Genomic DNA, 19,423 nt, shown 5'->3' on the forward strand with positions numbered 1-19,423 from the left:
AGAAAACCAGTTAAGAACTCCACGACTTGCTATTCTGTGGACTGCGGTGAAAATTCTTTATCCACCAGTAATACGAATAAATACACACACCTGCCCGAGTTCGTATTTCGAGCAGGTGTGTACTTTAAGGGAGCGTCAACAGGTTTGAACCTAGACCTATGAAATTTGTAAGCCTGAAATCCCACAAATCAACTTAAAATATATGCACTATGTATGAAGAACTTCAAGCTCGCATCGCAGATAAAAACGTACTTCTTTTTGGCGTAGGCAACCGTCAACGCGGAGATGATGGGGTGGGGTCATATCTTCTTAAGCGTCTTCAGAAAAAAATAAAGATACCTCTCCTTGACGGGGGCGATGTGCCGGAAAATTACATCGGTCAGATCGAAGCCTCGGGCGCAAATTTTGTATTGATCGTGGATGCTGCAGATTTTGGCGCGAGTCCCGGCGAAATTGCGTTGATCGAATTGAGTGATCTCAAGAAGATCGGCGCTTCAACGCACTCGGCGAATTTATCCCTTTTACTTAAGGTTATCCCAAAAGATAAACGCCCCGAAACTCTCCTCGTGGCGATCCAGCCCGGGTCCACATCCCCAGGCAAAGGGTTGTCTGAAGCGGTGCGGAATTCGCTCGACGGCCTGGATTCTTTATTCGTCAGATTGTTTAAATAAACAGACGGGCGTTTTGCCCGTCTGTTTGATTATTCTACAAATCTATATTTGATCAAGGTCCATACAGCTTCAAAGGCATCATGCAGTTTGATTTTCTTTCCTTGCGTATAGTCACGAGGGTTGAATGTGATCGGCACTTCAAAATACGAAATTTGCGTTTCAATATCTTAGCCGTGAACTCAGGTTCAAAATCAAAACTGTTGGCATGTAAGACCATCCCATCCAAAACTTCACGGCGAAACACTTTATAGCCTGTTTCCATGTCAGTCAGGATGGTGTTGTAAAGAATATTGGTCATCAGGGTCAGCATTTGATTGGCAACCAAATGCCAGAACATGGTCACACGGTGGGCGCGGCCCAAAAAGCGCGAGCCATACACAACATCTGCCAAACCTTCATGGATCGGCTCCAGCAATTGACCGTAATCGCGTGGATCATACTCAAGGTCGGCATCTTGAATCAGCAGAACATCACCGATGGCCGCCGCCATTCCAGTCCGTACTGCGGCGCCTTTACCCTTATTTTTTTCATGCAGAATGACTCGTACGCCGTTCTTGCCGTCTAATTCTTTCAAGACATCACGCGTACCGTCTTTTGAGCCGTCATCGACAACGACGATCTCATGCACGAGTTTGGTGGCTTGCACACGCTGTAAAATGACCTGGATGCTTTCAACTTCATTGTAAACAGGGATTATGACAGATAGTTTCATATTGAGTCGATTATAAACGAAAAGAAGTATAATCCACTGGAAATAATAAATTCTTCACCAAAACTTGAATGGTAACCAACCTATGACGAGACAACCCATACAAAACTCCACAGCCGTGGGCGGTTTTTCGCCTCCACAGATCAACAGCCTTGAAGATACCGGTCTTTCGCCGCTTTGGCTGCAAGATCTGGTTCTCAAAGTCTTATATTTTCGCGGCTATCTGACAGGTTTCAAGATTTCCGAAGAGATCGCCCTGCCGCTTGCAGGTGTAACCGATCAACTTTTAACAACATTAAAGCAGGAAAAATTTATCGAGGTGAAATCATCTCAGGGCGGTCTGGGTGAAAGCGCCTACACCTATGGCATCACAAGTGCCGGAATTCTCCGCGCCCGTGAAGCCATGGAACGCAGTCAATACGCCGGCCCCGCGCCTGTGCCATTTGCGGTCTACAACGAAGCCATTCGCCGCCAAAAAAGCGGACGACTCTCTGTCACCACGCGCACCATGCGCCAGATTCTTTCCCAGCTTATTATTTCCGAATCCACATTTCAAAGACTTGGCCCCGCGCTGAACTCAGGCTCGTCCATTTTTATGTATGGTCCGCCTGGAAACGGCAAGACCAGTATCGCCCGTGCCTTTGGAAATTTAGTATTAAGCCAGAATATGTACATCCCGTATGCGTTGTATCTGGATGGACAGGTTATTAAAGTATACGATGCGGTTAGTCACAGCCTTGCGCCTGATAATGAAAATGTGAACGCGGGCGGCACAACCAGTAACTTGCGAACCAACACCCGCCGCGATCCACGCTGGGTAAAAATTCGCAGACCCTTCATTGTGGTCGGCGGTGAATTAACGCTCGAAGGTCTCGATCTCGTATTTGACGACACCACTAAATTTTACGAAGCGCCATTTCAAGTCAAGGCCAACGGCGGTATTTTATTGATCGACGACTTTGGCCGTCAGCAGGTACGTCCGCGCGATTTGCTTAATCGTTGGATCGTTCCGCTTGAAAACCGTGTTGACTATTTGCGTTTGCACACAGGCCGCAAAGTGGAAGTGCCGTTCGATGTGTTAATTGTCTTTTCCACCAATCTGCCCCCGAAAGACCTCGTTGACGAAGCCTTCCTGCGCCGTCTGCGGCACAAGATCGAAATCGGCGACCCAACTTTTGAAGAATATCGCGAAATATTCAAACGTGTTGCGCAGGACAAACGTGTTGAATACAGCGATCAGGGTCTGGCTTATCTATTACAGGAATGGTATATCAAACGCAATCGAAAAATGCGCGCATCGCATCCGCGTGATTTATGCGATCAGATCCTCGATATTTCATCCTATCTTTCTGTTCCACCCACCATGTCGCGTGAAATGATCGACAACGCCGGCAAAGCCTATTTTGTGGATATATAACCCGCTTCCGCACTTACTTGAGCCTGCTACCGATGTTTGAACATTTTCCCAACCTTGTCATTTTCGCGCATCGCGGCGACCTTGCCCATGCGCCTGAAAACACCCTGCCATCCTTTCAACAAGCCCTGCAAAAAGGCGCCGACGGCGTGGAACTGGACGCCAAACTCACCGCCGATGGTCATGTGATCGTCATTCACGACCCCACCCTCGACCGCACCACAGACGGCAAAGGACGTGTTGCCGCATCCACGCTTGAGGTCATTCGCAAATTGGATGCCGGCACATGGTTTAATGAAAAATTTGCAGGCACGAAAGTGCCCCTGCTTGAAGAAGTGTTTGAAACTGTCGGCAGGGATAAAATGATTAACATCGAGTTGACCAATTACGCTTCACCGCGTGATGGTCTGGTCTTAAAAGTAAGCGAGTTGATCAAGCGCCATAACAATCAAAGTCAAATTCTGTTCTCCTCCTTGTTTCCTTCCAATTTAAAAATTGCCGCGCAGACATTGCCTGCGGTTCCGCGCGGCTTGCTTGCCATGCCGGGGTTGGTTGGCTTGTGGGCGCGTTCTTTCGGATTTATGTTTGGCGATTATCAGGCTTTACATCCGCATATTTCCAACGCGAGCAGGGAACAGGTGCAGCGCGCACATCGCCTCAAGCGCCGTGTGCATGTTTGGACGGCGAACACGCCCGAAGAGATCGTCCGCCTCAAAGGATGGGGTGTTGATGGAATCTTCACTGACGATCCGCAAACGGCTGTGCGCGCATTGGAGAGGAGCGGGTGAATTTGTCAGAATATCAGAAGCAGGGGGCGTCGTTCATCGAGCGGCGTCTGTTTTATCTATTAAGAGACTGCGCAGATGTGCGCCTTGTTAAGTTGTGTTATAACGGGATGCGATGAAATTAATCCGCATTATTCTTTTGCTTGTTTTTCTTGTGCTGCTGTTGCCTGTTCAATCTGTTGTGCAGGCGCAAACTGCCACGCCTCCAAGTGTTGAGGCTGTCTTAAATTCCATGACCCCCGAAGAGCGTGTGGGGCAGTTATTTCTGGTTACATTTAATGGAACAGATACGAGCGAAGTTTCGCAAGTATACGATTTGATCACCCAAAATCATGTAGGCGGCGTGGTGCTGCTTGCTCAAAACGATAATTTTGTGTCTGCGCCTGATACGGTGGCGCAAACGCAGGCGCTAATCAATAGTATTCAACGTGTGGAGTGGGAAACGTCCATCAATCCGGTTATTGATGTGACGACCGGGTTGGAAATGAACTCGGTATATGTGCCGCTTTTTATGGGGATTGCTCAGGAGGGAAATGGTTATCCCACCGATCAAATTTTAAGCGGGCTGACCGCGCTGCCGAGTGAAATGGCAATTGGCGCTACCTGGAATACAGAATTTGCCGCGCGTGTGGGTGAAGTGCGCGGACGTGAACTCTCTGCTCTGGGATTTAATATTTACCTCGGCCCGTCGTTGGACGTGTTAGAAGTTCCTTCGGTTTCAGGTGGAGATTTGGGCACACGCGTTTTTGGCGGTGATCCATTTTGGGTGGGTGAGATGGGGCGGGCCTATGTGACAGGTTTGCATACCGGCAGTGAAAATCAATTGTTGGTGATCGCGAAGCATTTCCCCGGCGTGGGCGGCTCAGACCGTTTGCCCGAAGAGGAAGTTTCAACAGTTCGTAAATCCCTTGAGCAGCTAAAACAGATCGAACTCTTCCCGTTTTTTTCTGTGACCGGAAATGCGCCTTCTCCAGAATCCGCCGTGGACGGTTTGTTGGTTTCCCATATTCGTTATCAAGGGTTTCAGGGAAATATCCGTGCTACTACCCGGCCGATCAGTTTTGATCCGCAGGCGTTGAATCAGATTTTGGCTCTGCCGCAATTTGCCGCCTGGTATGCTGAAGGCGGACTTGTAATTAGCGATGATCTGGGTACGCGCGCTGTCAGTGAATTTTATGCCATTGGCGGCGGGCAGTTCTCGGCGCGTACCGCTGCGCGTGATGCCTTCCTCGCGGGGAACGACATGCTTTATCTGGGAAATATCCAGTCTCTTGATTCTCCCGACTCATACTCAACCACAAAACGAGTCATTGAATTTTTTGTGCAGAAATATCGTGAAGATCCGGCTTTCGCCCAACGGGTGGATGCATCTGTGAAACGCATTCTTGCCGCAAAGGTTGGCGTATATAAAAATATTCCGCCACACTGATCAGCCCCGACCAGCAAGACCTCGCGAGTGTGATTCCGCTTCCGCCGCAAGCCAATGAACGCATGGTCTTTATTACCGATACGCAAAGCATAAAACAATGCACCACCTGTCTTGAACAACCCCTGCTCGCAATCGACTCGTTACAACAGGCAGTCCTTCAGCTGTATGGTCCGCAAAGCGGAAACCAGACGGCAAACTTCCGTCTCACATCATACTCGTTTCAAAATTTGCAGGACCTGCTTGACGAGCTTAATCCTGAATTTATAGAAGATGACATTGTCCGCGCAGACTGGGTTATTATTTCATTGCGGGATGCCACGCAAGGTCAACCGGCCGTCATCAGTCGTTTCCTGCGTGAACGTCCTGACCTGCTGCGCGAAAAGAATGTCATTCTTTTTTCATTTGGCGCGCCCTATTATTTTGATACCACCACCACATCCAAATTCACCGCGTATTTTGCGCTGTATAGCAAGCAGTCACAATTTGTGGATGTTGCTGCGCGTCTGCTTTTTCAAGAGTTGACCCCTACCGGCGCATCCCCGGTTTCGATTCAAGGTATTGGATGTGACTTGATCTCTATCATGACTCCAGACCCAACGCAGATCATCCCGCTCTTTCTTGACCTTGAACCTGCCCCTGTTTCAACAGACGAAGACTTCACCCCCGAGCCGACTCCGATTCCGCTTTTTCAGATCGGCGATACCATTGCAATTCGCACCGGCCCGATCAAAGATCATAATGGACGCTCTGTACCGGATGGCACTGTGGTTCAATTTTCAATGATGCTTACAGGTGAAGGTGGCGGCATTTTACAGCAGGTAGACGCTGTGACAACGCAAGGCGTGGCACGTGCAGCTTTTGGTTTGGATAAACCCGGCTTGCTTGAGATCCGTGTGGTCAGTGAACCGGCTGTGATCTCTGAAGTTTTGCAATTGGATGTCTCGCAATCTGGCGCAGTTGCGGTGACGGTGGTCGTCCCCGAATTGACTCAGTCTACTGAACCCACGCCCGAAGCGCCTGTTGTGGTGGTGGAAGATAGTTACATTTCAAATCAGGGGTATCCGCGTTTCTCGGCCTGGTTTGTGACCATGCTTTTCGTTGCATTCAGCGTCTGGCTTGGTTACGGAATCGGATCACGAATCACAGAAAATCGTTCTGCGATCCGCTGGGCATTGGGTATTGCATTGGGCGGACTCATTGCATATAACCTGCTTGCCTTTGGTTTATTTGGCTCAACGGTCTGGCTTATTGCCAGCGGCATAACAGGTTTGATCTTATTTATATTTGCCGGCGAACTGATCGGATTTGCGGCTGGCTGGGTCTGGTCACGGCGGCCATAATCTTCGTTAAAATGTTTACGGGGGATCGCCAGTACATTTGTATCCATTTATGTTTGTGTAAAGAATGTTATGATGTTTATTTATACCTTTAAGACAGGAGATTAAAAAAACCATGCAGGCACAGACAAAACCCAACAAAGAAAAACAACCACCGATCCTGTTTAATAAAACACAAACGATCATCAAGCAGGTGAATAAAATGCTTGGCGGCACAATGGTGACCTACTTCAACAATCCGCGCGGCAGTGTTTGCCACGACGATGTTTTGGCGTTATTCAAACTACTTGAAAAGATCGGCAAGCAGGAAAAGATATATCTCTTTCTTAAATCCAGCGGTGGTAATGGACAGGCTTCCCTGCGCATTGTAAATCTGCTGCGTCAGTATTGTAATGAACTCGTGGCAGTCATTCCATTGGAATGTGCGTCCGCTGCGACCATGATCACATTGGGCGCGAATGAAATCCTAATGGGGCCGATGGCATATTTGACCCCGGTGGATACCTCCCTCACGCACGCCCTCTCGCCGATCGACCGCGACAATGACCGCGTCAGTGTTTCTCTCGATGAGTTGACTCGTGTTGTTAGATTGTGGCAGTCTCAAAAATCTGATTCAAGCGAGAACCCATATCAGGAACTATTTCAGCATGTGCATCCACTGGTGATCGGAGCAGTGGATCGTGCCGAGTCATTATCCATCATGTTGTGCAAGGAACTGCTTGCGTATCACATCAAAGATGATGAGACTCAGGAAAACATTGCCAGCGCACTGAATGAAAAATACCCATCACACGGGTATCCCATTTTGTTTGAAGAAGCCAAACGCATCGGCCTTAAAGTCAATCGTCTTCCCCATGAGATCAACTCGTTGCTGCTTGAACTTAACGAACTTTATAGTGAAATGGGTCAACGCGCCACAACTGATTTTGATGATACCCACGCGCACGGAAATGAAATTCTTAATATTTGGGAATCCACAGATGTGCTGGCCTATTATCAACAGGATAAAGATTGGTTCTATCGTACCGAGGAACGCCGTTGGATATCGCTCAACGATAACAGCAGTTGGCGGCGGGTGGCTATGGTAGGCAGAAAGATCGAAAGATCTGTTCTGCATATTGCATAGGATCTTACTCAAAAATTTACAAAAACTCGACAGCTATAAAACCTGTGCAAAACCTGTGCAATCTGGTAGAATTTTAAAGTCAGATTCTGGGAAAATCCGTGTCTGCCAAGGCACGGATTTTATTTTGAAAATATTGAAAGTATTTAAGGAAACATGGCTAATCAACTTCAACTTAAGTTTAATGACCTTGCACCAGATGCCCGCTTGCTTGCTTCAGATGGCAAACCCATCCAACTTTCCTCGCTTTGGAAGGATAAGATTCTGGTAGTCGCATTCACCCGCCATTTTGGATGTCCGCAATGTAAAGAGATGGTGGACCAACTGATCGATGCGCATCAAGCGTTGACCGAAAAAGGGCTGCGCCTCGCAATTATTTCTCACGCTTCAGCAGAATCGGCCAAACAGTTCTGCGATCAGCGTGCTCCTAGCGCGGTCTGTCTCGCGGACCCTGATCGTGCTGCCTATCATGCTTATGGTTTGTATCGCGGCACATTATGGCAAACCATTCTCTCGCCGCGCATCTGGCTTTCAAATCGCAAGATCGCCCGCACGAAAGGCTATAAACCAGAATTGCCCCCCGCAGGACAGGACGCATATCAAATGTCTGGTACGTTCATCATCGGTATGGATGGACGCATTCGCCTGCCCTATTACTACGAAGATATTGCCGATCACCCGCCCGTGGATTTGATCCTGCACGGCATCATGGGCACAGACTGGAACAGACCGTTTGATTCCAGACCGGTTGTTTAGATACCAAATAAATGGAAAGAGCATAATGAACAATTTTTTTCTCGCAACTTATCTAGCTGTAAAAGAAGTGGTGCGTAACAAAGGACGTTTTTTGCTGGTGGCGCTGGTCATTGCGCTTATCACAGTACTCGTACTTTTTATCGCCGCGCTTGGTGAAGGACTCTCAGATGCCAATCGCCAATATGTAGCCAATCTCGATGCGCAATTGGTTGTGTTCCTGGAAAAGTCAGACTATAGCATTACCGCCAGCCGGTTGGAAACAAACACAGTGAAAGCTGTCCGCCGGGTAGATGGCGTGGCAGATGCAGGCCCGATCTACACATCGGCATCGGAGATCGTATCTCTGCCTGAGCCGCTAAAAATATCCATGCTTGGCGTGGAAGCCGGACGCCCCGGGATGCCTCCGCTTTTGGAAGGTCGTTATTTCCGCGGTGGAGAAGCGCGTGAAGCAGTGATGGATAGCAGTGTGGCGCAGCGTACCAACCTGAAGATCGGAGATGAAATTGAGATCCGCTCAACTCAGGGGACACAGGATGAGTTCTATACTTTAAAGATCGTGGGTCTTGTCAGCAAGCAGGCGTATTTCTTTCAGCCAACGATCTTTATTCCCGCCGCAACCTGGGAATTGGTTCGCCCTCAGTCTGAATCAGATTTAAATAGTGACACCCCCTACCCGAATATTATGGCAGTCAAGTTGACCGACCCGGCACAGGCGGAAGTGATTAGACTTCGCCTGCAAGATGAGGTCTCCAATATTGAAGTAGCGGATATTGAAACCACGATCAACAATATTCCGGGTTACACCGCGCAGCAGGGAACGGTTCAAACACAAGGTGTGTTCACATTGTTGATCGGTATTCTGGTTATTGGCGGGTTTTTCCAAATTCAGATATTACAAAAAGTGCCACAGATCGGCGTCTTGAAGGCGATCGGCTCATCCAATTTTGTAGTTGGGCTTTCGGCTGTGATCCAGATCATTGTGGTCACTGCCATGGGTGTTGGAATTGGCGCAACTTTAAATTATCTCTTTTCACTAGGTCTGCCGCCTACCATCCCATTGGCCTTCAATGGGACGCGCTCATTGATCGCGATTCTGTTGCTTTTGTTCATCGGCCCTCTGGGCGGGATGGTTTCAATTATTTACGCCGCACGCATTGAGCCTTTGAAGGCTTTGAGATTAGGATAAGAATATGAGTTCTGTTGCTTTGGAAGTTCGTGATCTGGTTAAATCATTTTCGCTTGATGGCGCAACCATCAACGCGGTGGATAAAGTTTCATTTCAAGTGCATTCGGGTGAATTTGTTGCCCTGGTGGGTCCCAGTGGTTCCGGGAAGACAACCATGCTTTCCATTCTGGCTGCCCTGCTTACCCCCACTGCCGGACAGGTTTTAATTGACGGTCAGGATCTGGCGCAAATGAATGAAAAAAAGCGCGTGAAATTGCGCCGTGAAAAAATTGGATTTACTTTTCAGTCTAATAACCTGATCCCATATTTGACTGCGCGTGAGAATGTGGAATTTATGCTGCGCTTGAACAATAAGCTTGACCGTGCAGGCCGTGTGCGCTCAGATGAACTGCTGGCGCGCCTTGGATTATCTGACCGTTTGCATAATTTACCTGCTCAAATGTCAGGTGGTCAGCAGCAGCGTGTGGCGATTGCGCGCGCGTTGATTCATAACCCCGCTGTCGTGCTGGCGGATGAACCTACTGCTTCGCTGGATACCGAGCGCGCATATCAAGTTGTGGAGACTTTCGCGCATCTTATTCATGAGAATGGCCGCGCCGGAATTATGGTAACGCATGATCTGCGCATGTGTCAGTATGTGGATCGCGTGCTGCAAATGCAGGACGGAAAATTGGTAAATATCTATGATTCAAAAGAAGATATTATGGAACTTGCAATGGGGACGAAACATTAAAGAGAAGTTTGGAAAAGATAAAAATAAAAATGACCGGCATCTATTGGAATATAGATGGCCGGTCATTTTTTGTTTAATGGGTGTGAAAAAAATTGTCCAGGACGGGGGCGAAATTTTCGGGAATATCTTCGTTCCAGGCGCTGCCGTCGATGGATGCGCCTGTGGGATTCCCGCTGTCGTCTAATTGGTAGTAGACCGGAATTGCCTCCACGTTGAAGGTTTGTCCATCTCCCCAACCCCATTCGTCTACGTCAGCGCGGATGAGGTAGATGCCTGCGAAGGCTTTGAGGGTGAGTGGGTCTTCAGCTTTGAGGCTGGCTTCGATCGACTGGCAGGGCGGGCACCAGGTTGCGTCAAATTCAATGAATGGTATTTGATTAAGCTCTTTTGCTTTTTGTGTTTCTGCAGATAACTGTGTCAGCAGGTCTCCATTCTGGGTGTGGATTCTGAGAATGGTGAAGGATGTGGGGGAATCGATTTGAGGCGTGGATAATGCGGCTTGGACGGTGGCAGGTTCGGGCGGAATGGGAAGCGGGTTTTCATCCTGTTGAGAAGTTGGGATGAGAAAGTTGCAGGCGAGAAAAAAAGCGGGATAATTGCAAGTAGAATTTTTTTGCGCATGGGGTTCCTTGTTATTGAAAAAGTTCATTGCCGGGGATGTTTATGGCGATTGATTTTTTCTGTACGGGCGGGCGGCAGCCATTTTCGTCACAGGCCATGTAGCTGACGATGACTTCGTCTTGGATCCAGTTGTTTCCGCCGGGCAGAAGGATGGGGAGGCTGAGTGTGATTGCGCCGGCGGGATAGGTAAGTAGTTCGAGCGGCGGTGTGTTTGGGATTTGCGGTGATACGCTTTCTTTTAGGGATGTCTTTGCTGTAGAGGTGCAGGTTGGGGTCTTGCGGGGTGAAGGTTGCGGATAAGATGGGTTGTCCGCTTTGATCTTTTTCGAGTGTTATGCTGACCTGTACTTTATTTTCCAAAACATTTGCCAGTTCAATTTTTTGAGCTGTGTGCGGTGTGCTCTGGCAGGATGTGCCGAGCAGGAGAATTAAGATGAGTGGGGAGAATATTTGATATATATGTTTCATGTGTGAAAGTATGAGTGGTGGGGCTTACGCAAAGTTCAGCATGATGAACGGAACTTTGAAAAAAAATAGACGAAATATTTTTCGTAAGTTCTAAACAAGTTATTTTTTGCTTATTGATTGATTATGCAAGTACTGATTGAAAACAATCAGCCCCGAAAGGGTTTCACCTTTTAGGGCTGATTGTTTTCTTTTTGTGGTGTTGTCTTATGGCAGGTTGAAAGTTCTTACTAAAAAGACCGCTATCTGCGCGCGAGTGAGCGGACTCTCAGGGCAGTAGCTGCCGTTTCCGCAGCCGTTGGTGATGCCTTCTGCGGCGAGCTGCTCGATCCATGCGGCGGCCCAGTAATTGGCAGGCACATCGTTGAAGTTACCGCTTGCCGGGGGAGGTGTGTATGACGCGCCATACCTGGCTTTCAAGAGGAAGATCGCCATTTGGGCCCGGGTGGCGAGAGTTTGGTCAGGACAGTAATTTCCATTTGCACATCCACTGGTGATTCCTTCGGCTGCGATTTGCTCGATCCAGGCGGCTGCCCAGTAGTTGACGGGGATATCATTGAATACAGTTCCAGTTGCATTGGGCGGCGTATAAGATGAGCCATGAATGCCTTTCAAGATGAAGACCGCCATTTGAGCCCGGGTAACTTCGACATCGGGGCAGTAGTTGAGCGGATTGGCGGAGCATCCGCTGGTGATGCCGGCATTGTATAAACGCTCAATATGTCCATTTGCCCAGTAGTTATGGGGTACGTCAACAAAGATGGCTGATCTGTTGATAATGGTATAGGATTCGCCGCCGGTAAAGCCTGCGCTTAATGGATTGAGAGCTGCATCGACGATGGTGTTGTCATCCAATACATCCAAACGGATGCTTCCATTGCCAGTGCCGGTGTTGACACTTACAGTGTAGACGCTGCCTGCGCCGCTGATCCCGCTGACGGTTGCGGTTGCTACGCCGCTGTATGTCAACGTAAAGTCGCTCGTGTCTACGCCTGTCACGGGTTCTGAGAAGGTGACGGTGAAGTCTACGCTGGCAGTGGAGGCGGGGTTTGGATCAGCGCGCACACTGGAAATAACTGTTGGCAGTGTGCTGTCGAAGATAAAGGAGACTGTGTTATCTGTGCTGGTGGATGTGTTGTTATTGTTTGCAGCAGCATCTTGTGCAACAGTAGATGGGATGGATGCGATCACAGTGCCTGAGGCGGTCATTCCGCTGACTGCGACATTGTAGGTGGTGCCGCTGCCGGTAACAATAGCAGTTGTCGGATTGGCGGAGCCGCTTAGGGTTACATCCGTTTCGGTAAAGCCGGTGACGCTTTCGCTAAAGTCCACTGTGAAGTTGATTGGGCTGGAGTTGGCCGGGTCAGATTGAGCTGGTGCGCTTAATTTCTGGTTGATGGTTACAGTGGGTGCAACGGTATCATACGTAATGTTGAAGATGTTTGAGATCGAGTTGCTGTTGGTGGCCGCATCGGATGTGCTGCCGCTTGGAACTTGGATCGTTATTGTGCCTTGAGCGCTGGGGGTCAGTTCAAAGGTGTAGACTGCGCCGCTGACTGTTTGTGGGTTGCTGTCGACTCCGCCTACGCCGCCAATGACAATATCGCCAGCTGCGACAGATGGAGTGAAGCCGGTGACCGCTTCACTAAAGGTGATGGTGACGATGATGGGCGAAACATTGGTGGAACTGGTGGCCGCCGAACTTACAACAACCGTTGGGCTTGTCGTATCCACTATCCAGGTATAGCTGGCAGGGGTTGCATCCATATTTCCGGTGGCGTCACTGGCACGTACTTGGAAGGTATGGCTGCCATCTGATAACCCCGTATAGTTTTGCGGGGTGGTACAGGCTGTGAATGACCCGCCGTCAAGTTTGCATTGGAAACCGGTAATGCCCGAACCACTGCCATCATTCCCTGTGAAGCTGAAACTTGCACTAGTGCTATGGGTGGGGTTGGTGGGATTGGCGGTGATGTTTGTATCGGGCGCAGTCGTGTCCACTGTGAACGTATTGGTGTTGGAGTCTACGCTGGTGTTGCCCGCCGCATCGGTGGTTGTGGCTCGAACGGTATGAGACCCTTCGATTAAGATTGATCCAAGAATGAACGACCAGTCTCCAGTTCCATTCGCGGATGTTGTTCCAGCGGGCGAGCCGTCAACGATCACGTTGACTGTACTATTGGCTTCAGCGGTGCCGGTCACAGTGGGTGTGCTGTCGTTCGTGTTGCTGCTATTGGCTGGGGCTTGAACTACTGGTGCAGATGGGGCGGTTGTATCAATCACAATATTCTTGTTCACGCTCAAAGAGCCAGGAGTACCTGGAGCAGGCAGAGTTAGGTTGGCATCGGTGCTGACTCCATCTTTAATTGTGCCGCTGTTGAGGGCTAGAGAGCCGGTGCCAACGTAATCGAGATCGGCTGCTGTATGCCCAGCAGTGACGGTGTAGTTAAAGGTCAGAGTGGCTGTTCCGTTGCCACTTGTGTAATTCACTACCGCATCGGCCGCGCCGGTTTCGAGCGTCAACTGTGGAATTCCAGTGACGGTTACAGATTCACTGAAGGTAATTGTGACCGGGATGACTGCGCCGGTGGTATAAGCTCCATTCGATGCTGTCGAGGTAACATTTGTGATGGTGGGACCATTGTTGTCGACAGTGTATATCTCGTCAGTGGAAGGTTCGGTATTGGCAAGCGCATTGCCTGCCAGGTCTGTAATGTTCATAACACCGCTAAAGTTTAGCCCAACTGTGTCATTGAAGGCAGCCAGATCGCCGCCTGAGACGGTGACTTCATAAAGGCTGGCGCTAATGGGCGAGATGCCCGTTACTGTTGCTGTGGTGGTTCCGTTTACGGAGAAGTCGGTTGTATCTACTCCGCTTAAGCTCTCACTAAAGGTAGCGCGGAAGATGAGGGTGTCGGCGCTGGTTGGACTGGTGGCGGGATTGAAGCGTGTGAAGGAAGTTGTTGTTGGCGCATTGGTGTCAATGACGATGGCTTTATTGTTGCCCAATGAACCAGCTGTACTTGGTGAGGCTAGGGTTAGATTGGCGTTGTTTGTAGATGCATCCTGAATCGTCCCAGCGTTGAGGGTCAAAGCAGTCGTGCTGAAGTAATCGAGGTCAGAGGAGGTATCTCCAGTTTGAACGGTATATGTAAATGTCAGGGTGTTCGTTCCACTGCCGCTGGTGTAATCCACAGCCTGATCGGTCGCACCAGTTTCCAGGGTGAGTTGAGGCGTGCCAGTGATAGTCACAATTTCGCTGAAGGTGATCTGGATGCTGATCGCATCAGAAGCATTGTAAGCGCCGTCCGCTGTACTGCTGGTAACGTTGGTTACGGTTGGCGCAGTCTTGTCGATGGTGTAGGTCTGGCCGGTGGATGTCAGGTTGGTGAAATCGTGAGACAGCCCGACATCGCTGGTCATATTCAAGCCCAGTGTGCCATTGCCTGTGCTGGTATTGACTGTCACGTCCCATTGCGTATCAGGTGATGCAGTGACTGCGGAGACAGTGGTAATAGAAGGAGCGGTGAGGCCCGTGTTCGTCAGAGTAAAGTTGCTGCCGGTAAGACCAGAAACAGCGTTGGCAAAGGTCACACGCCAAACAACTGAGGTTGCATTCGTTGGTGTCGTTGAAGGTGATTGACGATTGATCGAAGATGCGGTTGTATCGGGTCGGTCAACCGGCGTACAGGTCTTTGTGCCGTTCACGCAGTCTGCCGGGCCGGCGTCAGTTGTAAGGACATTGCTAAAATTCGAGCCTAAGATCGTGCTCTGATTCAGTATTTGAGTTTTGCCATCTGGCTGCGGGCTATCAACAGTGACATTGTATGTGATCGTGATACTCTTGCCGGCCGGCAATGTGCCAATGGAGATAGGCCCAATCGTTTCACCAGAAAAGGCCAGAGCGGGCTGCATCAGCGCAAAGAGCGGCTTGCCTCCGTCTGGATTCGCAGAGACATTCGCTGTAGTTGATCGTGCCGGAAAATCATACTTCATCACTGAGCCAGGGGTGCCATTTGAAACCGTTTTTTCGATTGAAACGGGAGCCAAGCTAATCATGGTCTGAGTATCTATGCTGGCTTTGAGCTGTGCTTGAGCAATCGCCCCTGTCCGATTTGGGGAAAAAGAAACCGGCGGATTGGCACAGGTACTATTGCCAACCACGTTTACCGTACCAAACGACTCGGTTGTGGCTATATTATTGGCTGCAAGCACCGCTGCTGCCGCGCCTGCTGAACTGCCCTGCTCAAGGTTAACAACTGCGGTGTCAGCTTGACGAATGCGGATACCTAATATGCCAGCAACGTTGCCTAAGGGGAAATTTACGGTATTGTTGCGTACATCAAAACAGGCACTGGAAACCTGACGACCCTGAACAGCAATCCCATTCATGCCTAAATTACCGTCCATCACATTTACAGTATTTCCAGACACCGTTACAGAAAAATTCGGGTTTGTGTTGGCATCCGGCGTGTCTACAAAAATACCGCGTGAGGCGCCGCCTGTAGAATTTTGAGTAATGACATTGTTTGTGACCATCACATTGGCCGGAGCACCTGCGCCAATCGTGCTGGTCGTCCATACGAGGATGGCGCTGTTTACGGCTGAGGTTGGGTGGTTAATGATGTTATTGGCAATATATGCCGTCAGGCTGGATGATGCAGAAGCATTGCCAGGTGTTTGGCCAACAAAAATATTTGCGCCGGGAATACCGCTGATATTATTTCCGGTAACATGGGCAATCAAATCACCATTGCTGCCATTTGAAAACAAAATACCTTCATTGCCCTGGGAACTACGCACAAGGGTGGAGTTCTTAACTGTCATATCTAATGTTGAGCTATCGTTGGCAGCGCCCTGCACAGCCTGAGATTTGTTATCGTCAAAGCTGACAGTGTCCACTATCACGGTGCCGTTGGCCGTACCTTGCATTTCAACTTGAACACCATCACCACCCAACGATGGGCTTGCGTCTTTAATATCGCTATTGGAGATTGTTGCTGTGAAAATACCGCTCTGCTGATAAATTTCAACCTGATGCTCAATCGAACAAAAGACTCTCAGATTATCCAGCAACAGAGAACCGCCACTCGAAAAACCATTCGAGCCGCTGGGGTTGGTGATTCCAAAGACCAGTGCTGCATCACCAGAACCAGAGTCTGTTCCGATGTCACCATCTGTATCGGCACAGGCTGTGCCAGAGATCGCACCAACAGTGCTGTATTGCACCGTTACGTTATTAATGCCAAGTCCATAAACGCCGTAATTATCAAAGCGTGTCAGGGTCATATTCCGCAAAATGGCAGAACCATTATTAATATAGACGCCCGACGATATTGATCCACTGCCATCCGCGCCGCCGGTTTTGTTCGTAATTGTTCCACCGGAGCCGTTCCCACCCTTTGTAGTGGTGCCATCCCCCGCAACCACCAGCGATCCAGTGGACCCAGTGTTGGTCAGGATGATACCGGTTGCACTGCCGCCGCTGGATGAAATTGAGCGGAAGGTCAGGTTACTTGCGCCAATGGTGGTATTAACAACATTCACGGCGGTTGCATTTGTCGTTGTCACCGTGCTGGTTGTATTCGTTGCGCTTATTGTGCCGCCGCCAGCAGCATTGAAGGCTGTGTTTGCCCCAGTTGAAAGGGTTAATGCTCCGGTAAAGTTGATCGTCGCGCCGGTATTACTGGTGAGGGATATGCCACTGCCATCGCCATCATTACCATCAGTAATTGCACCGGAGAATGCATGTGTACTGGTGGCTGTCACGTTTTGAATTTGGATGAGAGTACCTATGTCATCGGTGATCGTACCTGGATAGGTGACCGTAACATTTGCGTTGGCATTGTTTCCGCCATTGATGGAGAAATCAGCTCCAGTGGCATTGGTAATTGAGCTTCCTGAAGGTGCAGTGAATGTTCCGCCTACTCTTGTTAATGAAACGCCGGTAGTGGCGCTATTTGAACTTGACATGGTATTAAGGACAAGGGTAATGTTAGCGTCTGTAATATCTGCCGCTGCTCCGGCGCTTGCTGCTAGCGTGGGGGCAGCGGTATTAACAGTGACTCTTGTTCCTGAAGTTCCTGTGTAGTTCGGGCTTGTGCCGTTAACAAACAATGCGGCTCCACTATTTGCGTAGATGTCGAGGTCAGTAAAACTGATATCGCCTCTAATATTGCTTAATGTTAACCCCGCTGCTCCTACGCTATTACCTGATTGCCCAATCGCTGTTGTACCGCCTGAGACGACATCAAAGGCGGCCGTGCCGGGTATGGCATCAAAGAGGATGCTCGCGCCTGTGCCGACAATGTTAATGCCGGATCCACCCGTGTTGCCTGATACCACGTTATCGTCAAAAGTTGTGACTGTGATGCTGCCAGCCGTGCGTTGAATATCGATTCCATTTCCGTTTGAGGTAATCGTATTGTCGTGAAGACTTATGGTCAGTGCGCTGCTGCCTCCACCGTTAATATCAATACCTTCAGCGGTTGTGGCATTTATTACATTGTTGGCCAGTTCAAAACTGCCGCCAAATGTGCTGTTCGTGGTGACATCAATAGCGTTGCCAGTGCCTGAGATGTCTAATCCTCTAATTTCAACACCTGTAAAACTTGCGCCGATGGAAACTGTGCTAAGTGAGACACCATCGCCTGCGCCATTGCCGATGATCGGCAATGTGCCTGCTGTGCGCAAAGTAGTAGGATTTGATTCGCTATTAATGCTAACGGGCACAGTTAAAGCAACGCCTTCGCCCAATAGGCGCTGCCCATCTTTGAGGATGATGCCTGTGTTCTGTCCGCTATTTGTACCGTTGCCCTGAAAAATATAAATCGTGTCGCTGGCAGATGAGGCGGTTTGTGCTTCAAGCAAGGTATCAAATGGATCAGACGGAACGGCCCAGACCGCCTGCTGCTGCATCATTCTTGACATACCAAACCCGACCAAGGACATTAATCGTAACGGTGGCTGTGTCTGTTAGCCCTGCTGAGTCTGTCAGGGTATAGGTAAAGCTGTCGATACCAGTGAAATTGGCACTCGGTAGATACGTAAAGGTACCGGTATTGTTATCTAGCGTAAGTGTGCCGTTGGCAGGGTTACTATGAGATGTGATGTGTGTATGCGTAACGTCGAATGTGTCAACCAGAAACTCAACGTCGTTTGTAAATAGACTTCCAGCCACATGTACGGTCGGACTGGCGGGGACAACACTACTGACGTCTAGCAGTGTATTGCCAACCGTGTCGTAACTGTCGTTGATCGCCAAAGGAGAGACATTTACTGTGCCGGCCACCAGTGTGGTATTGGCATCAATAATATCGTTGAAGGTGACCCCTGTGGCATCTGTGCCGCTATTCGAGATGACCGTGGTGTATCGGATGGTCTCACCAGGGTCGGCTTTTCCATCACCGTCGCCACCGATAAATGTATCAGCTTTTGTAGCCGTGATCGTTGGCAGCAGATTGGGCATTACATCTGCCGCTGCACGGGCGACCGTCACTGCTCCAATGGTTAAGAAGGTGCTCAAGATGACTGCGAAAAAGAAAGTGATAACCCGCGAAACACGTGCTTTGATAAATACAGGAATGTTTAAAGTAAATTCTTGAATAAGAAAATTTAAGTATGACATGAAATCTCCTTCCTGGGCACTGTTTAAAAAATAAAAATTAAGCTAACCACCTGTTTGCGTATGTCCTGCCTTTTTAAGACTGTCAGACCGCTAGATTTTAAGTAAAGTATATGTTCGTAGCGGGTAAATTCCTTGTAAGGTAATTCAAAAATAAAAGGTTAGGTATGGCATCGTATTATTGTGCGGCGTATCACCTTTTGCCGGATTTATATTTACCAGATTTGCAGGTGAAGCATAGATTGTTGCGTTTGCAGATTGAGCTAGCCCGCGATTGGAAATTGGAGCGTTCAGCTCGCCAAGATCCAAACCATGATTTCGAATAGTATGTGAGTGTATAGGGATTTTAGATTTTAAGAAAATTACGGCATGTAAACATATAAACCTCCAAAGACAGGCGGTAATCTTGAGCAGAGTATGTTTTTTAAAAAGTAAAATACCAAATCGATTATTTTATTTCGTTTAGTGAGCTATTCAAACATTTACGATCTGCCGTAATGATATTTAACGATTTTCACCCATATTATCATGTTTTTTATCAACACACTGCTTCTTTATGTATTTTAATCA

Annotated in this window: 14 protein-coding genes; 9 read left to right on the forward strand and 5 right to left on the reverse strand. The window is 49.0% G+C overall.

The window, feature by feature from the left end; genetic code table 11:
• Positions 1 to 209: 209 nt before the first annotated feature.
• The gene (locus IPL71_RS04790; RefSeq protein WP_345319376.1) at positions 210 to 671 is read left to right on the forward strand and encodes a hydrogenase maturation protease; all 462 of its coding nucleotides are present in this window, start codon (positions 210 to 212) and stop codon (positions 669 to 671) included.
• A 52-nt stretch (positions 672 to 723) separates the two neighbouring features.
• Here IPL71_RS04790 and IPL71_RS04795 read toward each other — a convergent pair whose 3' ends face one another.
• A complete protein-coding gene (locus IPL71_RS04795) occupies positions 724 to 1,383 on the reverse strand; it encodes a glycosyltransferase family 2 protein (RefSeq protein WP_345319378.1) in 660 nt (219 codons plus the stop codon).
• Between the two features lie 82 nt (positions 1,384 to 1,465).
• Here IPL71_RS04795 and IPL71_RS04800 point away from each other — a divergent pair, with 82 nt between their 5' ends.
• The 8 genes from IPL71_RS04800 (at position 1,466) to IPL71_RS04835 (ending at position 10,143) form a co-directional block, all read left to right on the forward strand.
• Complete coding sequence (locus IPL71_RS04800; protein WP_345319380.1) at positions 1,466 to 2,797, forward strand: DUF8689 domain-containing protein; 1,332 nt, start codon at positions 1,466 to 1,468, stop codon at positions 2,795 to 2,797.
• A 32-nt stretch (positions 2,798 to 2,829) separates the two neighbouring features.
• On the forward strand, positions 2,830 to 3,582 hold the full coding sequence (locus tag IPL71_RS04805) for a glycerophosphodiester phosphodiesterase (protein ID WP_345319382.1): 753 nt from the start codon (positions 2,830 to 2,832) through the stop codon (positions 3,580 to 3,582).
• 112 nt (positions 3,583 to 3,694) lie between these two features.
• Entirely contained in the window at positions 3,695 to 5,008 is a 1,314-nt protein-coding gene (locus IPL71_RS04810; RefSeq protein ID WP_345319384.1) for a glycoside hydrolase family 3 N-terminal domain-containing protein, read from the forward strand.
• Positions 5,009 to 5,037: 29 nt separating this feature from the next.
• Positions 5,038 to 6,348, forward strand: coding sequence for a hypothetical protein (locus IPL71_RS04815; protein ID WP_345319386.1), 1,311 nt, complete (start codon positions 5,038 to 5,040; stop codon positions 6,346 to 6,348).
• A gap of 112 nt (positions 6,349 to 6,460) precedes the next feature.
• Positions 6,461 to 7,471 (forward strand): ATP-dependent Clp protease proteolytic subunit, encoded by a 1,011-nt coding sequence (locus tag IPL71_RS04820; protein WP_345319388.1) that lies wholly within the window; start codon positions 6,461 to 6,463, stop codon positions 7,469 to 7,471.
• Between the two features lie 153 nt (positions 7,472 to 7,624).
• On the forward strand, positions 7,625 to 8,224 hold the full coding sequence (locus IPL71_RS04825; RefSeq protein WP_345319390.1) for a SelL-related redox protein: 600 nt from the start codon (positions 7,625 to 7,627) through the stop codon (positions 8,222 to 8,224).
• Between the two features lie 25 nt (positions 8,225 to 8,249).
• Positions 8,250 to 9,410, forward strand: coding sequence for an ABC transporter permease (locus tag IPL71_RS04830; protein ID WP_345319392.1), 1,161 nt, complete (start codon positions 8,250 to 8,252; stop codon positions 9,408 to 9,410).
• Between the two features lie 4 nt (positions 9,411 to 9,414).
• The gene (locus tag IPL71_RS04835) at positions 9,415 to 10,143 is read left to right on the forward strand and encodes an ABC transporter ATP-binding protein (protein ID WP_345319394.1); all 729 of its coding nucleotides are present in this window, start codon (positions 9,415 to 9,417) and stop codon (positions 10,141 to 10,143) included.
• A gap of 73 nt (positions 10,144 to 10,216) precedes the next feature.
• Here IPL71_RS04835 and IPL71_RS04840 read toward each other — a convergent pair whose 3' ends face one another.
• From IPL71_RS04840 to IPL71_RS04855, 4 genes are all read right to left on the reverse strand, one after another.
• Complete coding sequence (locus tag IPL71_RS04840) at positions 10,217 to 10,792, reverse strand: thioredoxin domain-containing protein (RefSeq protein WP_345319396.1); 576 nt, start codon at positions 10,790 to 10,792, stop codon at positions 10,217 to 10,219.
• A 59-nt stretch (positions 10,793 to 10,851) separates the two neighbouring features.
• Positions 10,852 to 11,232, reverse strand: a complete 381-nt coding sequence (locus tag IPL71_RS04845; protein WP_345319398.1) for a hypothetical protein — start codon at positions 11,230 to 11,232, stop codon at positions 10,852 to 10,854.
• 204 nt (positions 11,233 to 11,436) lie between these two features.
• Entirely contained in the window at positions 11,437 to 18,150 is a 6,714-nt protein-coding gene (locus IPL71_RS04850; protein WP_345319400.1) for an Ig-like domain-containing protein, read from the reverse strand.
• Positions 18,113 to 18,856: a cadherin-like domain-containing protein gene (locus tag IPL71_RS04855; RefSeq protein WP_345319402.1), complete on the reverse strand. Its 744-nt coding sequence runs from the start codon at positions 18,854 to 18,856 to the stop codon at positions 18,113 to 18,115. Before IPL71_RS04855 ends, IPL71_RS04850 begins: the two co-directional genes overlap by 38 nt.
• Between the last annotated feature and the right edge of the window lie 567 nt (positions 18,857 to 19,423).

It is taken from the genome of Candidatus Villigracilis proximus, from assembly GCF_016717045.1.
GTDB lineage: Bacteria > Chloroflexota > Anaerolineae > Anaerolineales > Villigracilaceae > Villigracilis > Villigracilis proximus.